Origin of the sequence: Bacteroides sp. 1_1_14 (genome assembly GCF_000162515.1) — a bacterium.
In the GTDB taxonomy this organism is placed as follows: Bacteria; Bacteroidota; Bacteroidia; order Bacteroidales; family Bacteroidaceae; genus Bacteroides; species Bacteroides thetaiotaomicron.
In genome coordinates, this window is record NZ_GG774702.1 from 391,727 (window position 1) to 401,636 (window position 9,910).

General features: G+C 47.0%; 6 protein-coding genes and 1 pseudogene. 2 read left to right on the plus strand and 5 right to left on the minus strand.

The features are described from left to right. Positions 1-205 precede the first annotated feature (205 nt). A complete protein-coding gene (locus HMPREF9007_RS22750) occupies positions 206-1,333 on the plus strand; it encodes a GyrI-like domain-containing protein (protein ID WP_008759805.1) in 1,128 nt (375 codons plus the stop codon). Next, positions 1,330-2,010 (plus strand): epoxyqueuosine reductase, encoded by a 681-nt coding sequence (locus HMPREF9007_RS22745; RefSeq protein WP_008759806.1) that lies wholly within the window; start codon positions 1,330-1,332, stop codon positions 2,008-2,010. The genes HMPREF9007_RS22750 and HMPREF9007_RS22745 overlap by 4 nt, the downstream gene beginning before the upstream one ends. Before the next feature lie 206 nt (positions 2,011-2,216). On the opposite strand, the gene HMPREF9007_RS22740 is transcribed toward HMPREF9007_RS22745, so the two are convergent. From HMPREF9007_RS22740 to HMPREF9007_RS22720, 5 genes and pseudogenes are all read right to left on the minus strand, one after another. Beyond that, positions 2,217-4,991: a glycosyl hydrolase gene (locus HMPREF9007_RS22740; RefSeq protein ID WP_008759807.1), complete on the minus strand. Its 2,775-nt coding sequence runs from the start codon at positions 4,989-4,991 to the stop codon at positions 2,217-2,219. Continuing rightward, positions 4,991-6,394, minus strand: coding sequence for a glycoside hydrolase family 28 protein (locus tag HMPREF9007_RS22735; protein ID WP_008759808.1), 1,404 nt, complete (start codon positions 6,392-6,394; stop codon positions 4,991-4,993). The genes HMPREF9007_RS22740 and HMPREF9007_RS22735 overlap by 1 nt, the downstream gene beginning before the upstream one ends. 14 nt (positions 6,395-6,408) lie before the next feature. Further along, positions 6,409-6,999, minus strand: a complete 591-nt coding sequence (locus tag HMPREF9007_RS22730) for a DUF4450 domain-containing protein (protein WP_008759809.1) — start codon at positions 6,997-6,999, stop codon at positions 6,409-6,411. After that, positions 6,950-8,470, minus strand: a complete 1,521-nt coding sequence (locus tag HMPREF9007_RS22725) for a glycoside hydrolase family 28 protein (RefSeq protein WP_008759810.1) — start codon at positions 8,468-8,470, stop codon at positions 6,950-6,952. Before HMPREF9007_RS22725 ends, HMPREF9007_RS22730 begins: the two co-directional genes overlap by 50 nt. 24 nt (positions 8,471-8,494) lie before the next feature. After that, positions 8,495-9,732, minus strand: a pseudogene (locus HMPREF9007_RS22720) (rhamnogalacturonan acetylesterase). Positions 9,733-9,910 lie beyond the last annotated feature (178 nt).

Here is a 9,910-nt window from a genome sequence, read left to right on the forward strand (position 1 = left end):
CTGCTACCACACTTGCTACCATACTTGAAACAACGATGAATAAAGGGATGCAGGCAAATTGTTAGAGCATGAGAGCAAAAACGCATTCAAATTACGTGGGGAGATATGCAGAACCAATAAAAAGCAAATTAAAACGAAAGAAGGCTATTTATGGTAACTTTTTGCATAACATATTGGTTAACTTTGCACTCAATAATAAAAACTTATGAACATCAATTCTGAAACAAAATATTGCCAGACTTGCGGAATACCTTTGGATATTGATTATACCAATCTGAAGGCAGACCAAAATGAGGAATATTGTGATTACTGTCTGAAAAATGGAGTTAAACTGTATGACTTCTCAATGGATTATCTTATCTACCTTTGGGGACTTTTTCCCGAAGAATACTATAAAGAAGTCGGCATACGCCATACTTCGCCGGAGTTGAGAGAAATTATGTCCAGACGGTTACCTGAAATTAAAAGATGGAAGCAAAAAATTAATACCGCTCACATACAATACGAATTGGTGATCAGAGTTCAAGAATATATCAACTGTCATTTATTTGATGACCTTGATTCTGAAAAGTTATCCCAAATTGTATGCATTTCCAAGTATCATTTCCGCCGACTTTTTAAAGCAGTTTGCGGTGATAGCCTTGGGAATTACATCCAACGATTAAGATTGGAGTACATTGCTTTTAAGTTAATATCCACCAATATAAGTGTCCCAGAGATTCTTAGTCAAATCAATTATCAGAATAAACATACGCTTTCAAGGGCATTCAAAAACTACTTTAATTGCTCTATACCTGAATTTCGTAAAAGACATTCAAATGCCTGTTCTGAAGGCAAGAATCCAATACAGATTGAACCAAGTATTGAAAGAGTGCCTCATACACGGATTGCATATTTAAAATTAGAGAGAACACATCATGCCAGCCATAGCTTTTCTGTTTTATGGAAACAGGTGCTACAATTTTCTGAAAGCTATGAATTATTATCAAAAGGATGTAAGTATGTGAGCCTGACTCTTGATTATCCTTTTATCACGTCTGAAGAACAAAGTCGTTTTATGGTTGGAGTAACATTACCACAATCATTTAAAATTCCGAAGGGGTTCGGTATTTATGAAGTTCCTGCGGGTGAATATGCTATATTCCGTTTTAAAGGACTATACCATGGACTGAATAGGGTATATCGTTATATTTATCTTGACTGGCTACCTGCAAATGATTATAGCTTGCGAGAACCATTTACTTTTGAGACTTATATCAATACACCCGAAAAAACTCCGGTTTCGGAACTAATCACAGATATTTATCTCCCTGTCAAAAAGAAAGAAATATGAATAAAGAAATAGAGAATGAATTGAAAAAGTCAAGAGTCGATTTTGTTCATTTCGTAGATATATCCAAGTTGACCAATAGGCAGAATAGAGGTTTGCCATGTGCTATATTAATAGGAATCGCAATAAGTCCGAAGTTTGTAAAAGATGTATTTAATAATCCGGATTATAAACCTGCTCTTGAAGATGAGTATGTGAAAACTGAAAATAGAGTGGGAGAAGTAACAGACGAGTTAGCTGAATTTCTTGTCAGCAAAGGGTATAAAGCTCTTTCACAATCTGATGCGGGACTTTTGGCAGAAGGAGTGTTTAATTTTGAAACGAAGGAGTCGGTTTTACCTCACAAAACAGTAGCGCAACTTAGTGGATTAGGATGGATTGGGAAAAACAATCTGTTTATTACTCCTAAATATGGTGCAGCGCAATGTCTTGGTACCGTTTTAACTGATGCACCGTTAGAAACTGTACCGTATGCCCCTATTTCCCCGAAGTGTGGTAATTGTAATATTTGTAGGGATATATGCGAAAGAAAAGTATTGAAAGGAACCACCTGGAATACAACAATCTCAAGAGATGATATAATTGATGTATATGGATGCAGTACCTGTTTGAAATGTCTTGTGCATTGTCCTTGGACGCAGAAATACGTAAACTTTAAAAGCAGGCTTTTACAGCCATAGAAGAACTAGCCTGACTATTTCATTTATAGATTAAAATAACAGGTATAGATTAAAATAACAGGCTGAAAAGAGGCTGACTAAAAAGTCGGTTCTATCTCTATTCTCCTCCTTCGGGAAGGAGGGGAATTGGAGATACTACTGACTTTTTAGTCAGGCCCGAACTATATTGCCTTATCTTGAACTGAAAGTAGATTTAAATAATAACTTTAGTGTGTCTTGAAAGATAAATAATCTACCGGAATCAGCCGGACCTCGCTATTTAATCCCGAAGGCATGGGAGCCCAGTGACCATAGTTGGCCGGACGATAATTCAGATCGACAATATTGATTTCTTTAAATTTGCGCCACTGCACTCCCTGCCTGTCCAGTTCGGCTATCCGGTTGGCAGGGAGGTTAGTGACTTCTATCTCGATGTGGTTTTTTCCTGATTTCAGCAGATGACCTACTCGTAGCTGATAAGGTACTGCCCATGCGCAGCCCGCTTCCTGACCGTTGATCCGGACACGGGCACTTTCGCGTACGTCTCCCAAGTCGAGTACCCAGTCATCGGCTTGCAGAGCGGGCAATTCGATATCCAATGAATAAACACCGCTGCCCATGTTAATCTTGGCTGCCGGATGGTCGATGCCTGTCCATGAGCAAGGGCGGTCGATATTGAACGTACCCTTTATCTCCGGTTCGCTTTCGGCGAAGTGTAGTTTCCAGCCATGATCCAGGCTGAGGCTGAACGGTTGTTCCTGAATATAGTTCCAGGGCCGGGCAGCTTGCAGCGGCTGTTGATAAGTCTGCAAAATCACCGATTCACCGGATTTCAGTTGGAGGTAGACTTGTGTCTGTTCTCCGATCTGACGTACCTTTGCTTCTCCGCATTCTCCGGTCATGGGATTGAAGAAGGCAGCAGCTTCGGCTTTGGTTCCCAGTGTCACCCAATCATTCACTCCTTTATCTTGGAGAGAAGAGATAAAGTAATGGTGTCCGCTATCGTTCACCCTGCGGATGGCTTGCAGTCCGAACTTGGTTTTCATTTCTTCCTGAGGAATATTACAACTAGCTAAAGTACGCGCATAATCCGTACCTGTAATAATCTTGCCTTTGCCTACCGGAGTAACCGTTGTTTCGGAGAATGAAACGGAAGGTAACTTTTGCAGCGTCTGCTGATAAGTCTTGCGCTTCTGTTCCAGTTGACCGTATCCCGGTACGTCCGTCGGATAGTTTTCGAGGAATACGATAGTGGCTCCCTGTTGTGCCAGTTTCAGTAGATGAGCCAGAACGTCATTCGGCATTAAATGGGCGGCGGGTACGACCAGCGCTTTGTAACCGGTTCCGCCGGAAGTGATGAGCTGTCCGTCTTTGAAACGGGTGCTGCGGATAAAGTTGTCCGAGATATAGTCTCCGTCATATCCGCTGTTATTGATACGGTGGATGGCATCTATAAATTTCGGAGCAAGCTTGGCCATGTGATGAATGCTGAATAGCAGCAAACGTCCCGGTTGCTCATCCCACATATCATAGACAGGCAGATAAATAAGGAAATCATTATCCGGTTTACCCATTTGCAGGAAACTCTGGCAACGGGTGATATAATCGAAGAACGAAGGGGCATCGTGCCAGATACTGTTCGTCGGGTTCATATTGATAGAGGCGTAAAACAACCATCCCGGCCATTCGGCTTCTTTCGGCGAATAAGGAGTGCCGTGAAAGAACATATGATTAATGCCGGAGACGAACATTAGATCCATATCCGGTTTGCATTGCGACAAAGAAGTGCGGAAATGCTCCGTCAGCCAGGTAAATGTTTCGGTAGAAGTATAAGGCTTCCCGGCGATATGTGTGGCAGAAGAGGCATATTTCAGCATCGACAAGTCCGAATCATTCTTTTTGGTTAATGAATCCTGACGTAATCCTTTGATATGAAATTGGGACAAACCGAATCCTTCACATTCGGGGATGTCTACGGCTGCGTAGACATCGATCAGGTTGGCAGGCGATCCGTGTGCCTGATTACGGGTGATGCTGCCATTCTTGTGTGCCCAGTCCGTCCATTGACGGGTGAAGTTCTCCAGCAATAAGTCGGAGATCGTCTCCCGATAGTCGGATACGATGCGGCGGCTGACTTCCGGACGGCTTTCATCCAGAAACTCCGGAAAATGTTCTTCCAACTTATATCCCCGTCTGCGGGCGAACTGATCCAGAAAGTCTTCTGTCCAGTCTGCCTGATAGACTTCGTAAGAGTCGTTGAAAAACGTATGCGGATAACTCGTCTTGCTGCTTTTGAAAGCACGGTCAAATCGGCAGAGATAGTTCTTGACGGCAGTCTTGGAAAGATGGTTCATTACGTATCCTTCCCCTCCGGGGGCGGCACGTTTCACTTTCTGACGTGTCTTGCTGTTATACAGCGCTATCACTTTCCATTTTCCGGCAGGGGCTTTCCATTCCAGTTTGTCTTTCCTGACGTGGGATGTAAGGTTGATGCAGCGTCCGTTTTCGTCGTATGCCATTACACGGCTTAAGACAGAATAAGGTTGTTGCTTCTTGTCTGTCACATTGATATCTTGCACGATTTCCTGGCCTCCTTCTATATCATAAGTCTGGAAGATGGCTTTGCTTGCCGCGTCTTCGATGCTGACTTCCGGTCCTCCGAAGGGCCATCCCGTTCCGGTGTTCATATCGATCTCGATGCCGGTGCGTTTTCCTTCCGCCTGTGTGTGTTTGAGGACTTCCATCCAGCGGGGAGAAAGGAACTGAATATCGTTGGCGTCATTGCCCTGTACACCATAGATGGGAGTGATTTCTACGGCGCCCATGCCGGCACGTGCGTATTCTTCCAGATTGTAAGTCAGGTTCTTTTCATCGACAGCGCTTCCCAGCCACCACCATCTGGTGCCGGGACGGGCTTCTGTCGGGGTATCCGGCCACTGTTGCGCTTGTATGCTTCCACCTGCTGCGAGCATACAGAGGAGTATCAGTTGTTTCTTGTTCATTATTCTTGGGGTGTATGATAGTATTCAATGTTTTCTGCGTCGTCGGTCACAAAGAGCGGACGTCCGTCCGGCTGTGCAAAGTGGAAGCGGACACCGTCGAAAGTTATGTTCTTTGCGTGACGGATATAAAATCCTTTGGCGGGAATCCTTCCGAACATCCAGGGTTCGGGATATACTTTCTCCTGTTCGGGTGGAGTGCGCTTGCCGTCTTCTTCGCTGTATCCACCTTTATAATATATATGAATGTTGCGGAAAGTAACATCTTCGATAGATGCACCGGGCACGCCGCTGATAATGGAAGAATACCGGCTGTCGGCGTTCCACACATTGATGTCGCTGATCAGAATACGCTTCATGGTGCCTATGGGTGTCCCTTCCGGACTGCGCATACGTGCGCCCAGGCGAAGGAAGATAGGAGCGTTGACAATATCTCTCATGGTGATATTGCTGATGACGATGTCTTCCAGATGACCACCGTCTACGGTTTCGAGCGCCAGTCCCCGACAATGTTCGAAGATACAGTTGGTGAGGACGATGTTGCGGAAACCTCCGCTGCTTTCCGTGCCGAGCTTGATACGTCCGGTGCGGTATCCATGATCGGGTGCCTGCGGTTCGTCGAGTTGCCAGCTGCCGTCCAGTACGCTTCCCTTGTCGAATCCACTGACGTAGCAGTCGCTGATGGTAACGTTCTCCGTATCTTTGAAACGTCCCAGCGCATAAGAGGCTTTCAGAACGATGGCGTCATCCCACGGGGAGTTGACCGTGCATTGGCTGATGCGTACGTTGCGGCAGCAGTCGATGTCGAATCCGTCACGGTTGGTATCTACTTTCAGATTAAGCAGGGTGAGGTGCTCTACACCGGTGGCAAGCAGGGCGAAGTGTCCGCAATGGAGCATGGAGAAGTCTTTCAGCGTGACGTTCCGGCAATCCTTGAGGCTGATCGCTTTGTTGCCTACACCCGGCAGGCGGCTTTCTTCGCGGGTCAGTCCTTTGCCGTAGATCAGTCCCGGACCGCTGATGGTGATGTTTTCCAGACCGATTCCCCAGATCAGGGAGTTCTTCCAGTGGCTGTGACCGAAGTCCTGGTATTTATTATGCTCATTGGGTTCTGCCATGTCGTATCCTTTGTCCTTTTCCGGAAAGGCTGCGATGATGCGTGCGCCTTGTTCCAGATAGAGGTGGATATTACTTTTCAGCCGGATAGAATAACAGGCATATTCTCCGGCAGGCAGGTATACGGTACCTCCGCCTTCTTGTGCGGCAGCTTCGATGGCACGGTTGATGGCGGGAGAGTCAATCGCCTTTCCGTCCGCTTTTGCTCCGAAGTCTCTGACGTTATAGATTGCTGCCTGCATATACAGGCAACCGGTCAGTAGGCTGAGTAACAGATATATTCTTTTCATCTTTGTATGGATTATCATTTTTTGCTATGTTTAAGTTCATCAATCTTTGCAAAAAGATCCGGCAACATAAAATAATTATAATCTGCTCGTGCATTTTGCTCGTAGAAACAGAAATAAAGTTTACTGTTTGCTGCGAGCGGGCAGCGCCCTGCGAGGACGGGACGGTCTGTTCGTTTCCCCGATTCATAAAGCAAGAGGGGAGTCTTGTCCTGACGGCCGTTACTCAAACGGATATCGTCAGTGGGAGTGACTGCTTGCAAGGTGCGGAGTTTCATACTTTCACCATAATAACAGGTAAAGGCTTGTCCTTCTACGCTGAACACGTTTATATCCATGTCCGGCTGACAGTCTCCGAAGCTCCAGAATAAGTTGTCGGCCTGCTGCAAGGAGGTGACCGCTACTTCGAGGATAAAGCCGCGGGTATCCGGCAGGGCTTTCCACCGGAAAGCGATTCCTTTCACTTTTTCCTGAGGCGCCAGCCAGTGACTGTCGGTTCCTTTCGATATTCCCAGACGGAAAGTTCCGGCTGGAGGAGTCAGTTGCTGCGCCTGTACGTTAATGAGGCAAATTGCCAGCAGTACGACGGTCAGTAGTTGTTTTAACATAGTCGAAGTGGATATTACTTTGTTCATTTTCCTTTAATACAATAGCATCTTTGTCTTTGACGTCCAATGTTATCTCCGATAGATTAAAGTTTCTCGTATAGCAGATTTTCCCCGATTTATTGGTCTGCGCTTCGATGCCGTAAAGATAGAAGTTTTCCAGACGCAATGTATCATTCCAGCCCGAAGCGGAGATAAATTCATCTACATTTTCCGCTTTTACCTGTGAGAGGTATATGTCACGGAATCGCGGATACCCTTTTTCGGGTGGTTCTACCGGAGTCAGCATCACTTTCCAGTGCTCCGGAATCTCCTTGCCCTCATATTCTTTGGGCAAAGTGCTGTAGCTGTAGCTCGGATTCCAGTTTAAATCCGCCGCCAATACCTGACGAACATTTTCTGCGCTGACACGGGTCATGTAGATATTCTCAATAGTTCCCCCACGGTTCATGGCACTTTTCAGTCGCAGCACGGTATATGTGCCGACAGCTTTAAGGTCATAGCCTAATACATTGCGGATGCTGCCGGAAGTTTCGCTGCCGCAGGTGATCAGTCCCGCTCCTTTGCGGGCTGTGCAGTTGCGCACTACCACATTCTCTGTCGGACGGTTCACACGCAGTCCGTCCGCGTCCCGTCCCGATTTGATACAAATATTGTCGTCGTTGCAGTCTACGTCACAGTTCTCGATCAGTATGTTGCAGGAGGAGTCGATGTCGATGCCGTCCGTGCTTGGGCCGTGGCCGCCGATGTTATTGTTGATAGTCAGTCCGTCTATGGTACAATAGTCGGAATAGAGAATCTGACATCCCCAGAATCCTGTGCGCATCAGGGTGAAACCGCTCAGTGTGATGTCCGAACTGCGTTCGACGAGGATTCCCCGTACACGTTTGCAGTCATAATCCACTATCCAGCGTAACCCTCTGGCTTCGTATTCTTTCCTCATTTCCCAGTATTTATCCCAGAAGACTTTTCCACGGCAGTCCAGTGTACCTTCTCCGCTGATGGCAGCGTTCTTCTCGTCGACAATGTTGATCACTGCTGCCGGCCATGTCATCTCTATCCCTGCTATGCGCGAACGGAATTCGGGATAATGGTGGATGTCGGGGCTGGCAAGCAGAGTCACCCCTTTGCCAATCTGTAGGTTTACGCCGCTTTTGACAAACAAGGCTCCTGTCTGGTAATACCCCGGTTGCAGGACAACCGTTCCTCCGCCGGAGACAGCGCAACTGTCGATTGCTTTCTGAATGGCCTCTGTGCTGAGTACGGTACTGTCTGCTACTGCGCCAAAGGAATTGGCGGATATAATCATCTTGTCTCCGGGAAGTTGGCGGCTGCCTACGCTGTCTGCCCACGATAAATCCGGTTGCTGAGGTACCTGCCCCCATTCGAAGCTGTTGCCGGCTTGTTTGGCAGGAGTGCACGCTATCATCAACGAGCCTGCCAGAAGTAGGGGAAGGAGGTTTTTAATTCTCATATAGTCTTTTAGTATAGGATTCTTTTAATTTCCATCCGGTTTCTCTATTTCCGTGAACGGTGAATCGTTCCAGTGGAAAGTATTCACATCGTCCGGATGTGCGGGATTGTATGCCGGGTCTATTTTCAGATGCTTCGCCAGTTCGGGAACGGCTTTCTTCATCCCTTCGATGACGCATTGGGCGATCTGATAGGCACCGTAAGGATTAAAGTGCGTATTATCTGCAAAATTCCTGGTCTGTCCCGGATACGTTCCTGCCGGATAGTGGACGAAAGCACGTTTGGAAGTGTCCGGTCCCAGCGCCTCGTACAGGGTACGTGTCATTTCATTGAGATCGATCAGGGGAACATTCTCTTTGGCTGCCAGCCAGCGCATCGCTTCCGGATAGTCTTCGTGTGTGTCGCGGATATGTCCGTTGGCGTCGAAACTACGACGTTGGGTAGGAGTGACAAGCACCGGATGCGCTCCGCGTGCACGCGCTTCGTCAATGAATGTTTTCAGACTGGTCATGAAGGAGTAGTAAGCTCCTTTGCCCGGCCCTTTCTGCTTTTGGTCGTTGTGACCGAACTCCATAAAGAGATAGTCTCCTTTTTGATCTGGCTTAAAGCCTTCGCCAGTCGTTTGGCTCCGATAAAGGTATTTGCCGATTCGCCGGATTCGGCATAATTGGCGATACAGACATCGGTGCCGAAGAAGTGAGGAATCATTTGTCCCCAGCTGGCCCAAGGCTCGTTGTCCTGATCGACTACCGTACTGTTGCCGCACAGGAATACGGTAATTACAGACGGGTCGGCAGGCTCGATACTGATGCTCTGACATACGGGAGCGTCACCGTTGAATTCCAGTGTCAGTTTGTCGTCCCAGTTCAGTTTCGTCTTTTCACGGGGTTTGATGCGTACCGATTCTTTGTCGGATATGCGTGGATTCCGTTTGTTGATGATAAATGTCTCCTCTGTGAACTGCCCTTTTCTGGTGGGCAGATTATCGATAAAGAGACGGCGTGATTCGCCTCGTACGGTAGTTACACCTGCCTGCTTCTTGCTTCCGAGGCGTACGGTTACTTTGTAGTTACCGTCCGGCACACGGACAGAAAAGAAGAAAGGTGCTTTGCTCCCTTTTTCGGGAGTGGGTGCAAGGTCATATCCGTAACCTGTTTCCTCGCTGTAGCGGGGGGCGTCTGCCAGTTGGAATGTGCGGGCTTGTTCCTGAGCGCTGATAGCTGTTGCTGTCAGCAGCAGAAGTCCGAGAAATGTTGTTTTCATATCAGTCATCAATTAGTTTAATTTATTTTCGGTTTTAGTTCGTCGGGTGAATCTTTGGTATAGGATTTCACGTCTCCCGCCACTTTGGTGAATAGTTCCTGAATCAGTTCCGGAGCGATATTCGCTGTCGGGCGGAAAGCATCGGAGTTCATATAATCAAGGATGGCTTTATGCATCT

What these genes read in the sequence shown, in the direction of transcription:
- HMPREF9007_RS22750 (WP_008759805.1), top strand. Translation starts at nt 206, where the DNA reads ATGAACATCAATTCTGAAACAAAATATTGCCAGACTTGCGGAATACCT.
- HMPREF9007_RS22730 (WP_008759809.1), bottom strand. Translation starts at nt 6,999, where the DNA reads ATGTTAAAACAACTACTGACCGTCGTACTGCTGGCAATTTGCCTCATT.
- HMPREF9007_RS22745 (WP_008759806.1), top strand. Translation starts at nt 1,330, where the DNA reads ATGAATAAAGAAATAGAGAATGAATTGAAAAAGTCAAGAGTCGATTTT.
- HMPREF9007_RS22740 (WP_008759807.1), bottom strand. Translation starts at nt 4,991, where the DNA reads ATGAACAAGAAACAACTGATACTCCTCTGTATGCTCGCAGCAGGTGGA.
- HMPREF9007_RS22725 (WP_008759810.1), bottom strand. Translation starts at nt 8,470, where the DNA reads ATGAGAATTAAAAACCTCCTTCCCCTACTTCTGGCAGGCTCGTTGATG.
- HMPREF9007_RS22735 (WP_008759808.1), bottom strand. Translation starts at nt 6,394, where the DNA reads ATGAAAAGAATATATCTGTTACTCAGCCTACTGACCGGTTGCCTGTAT.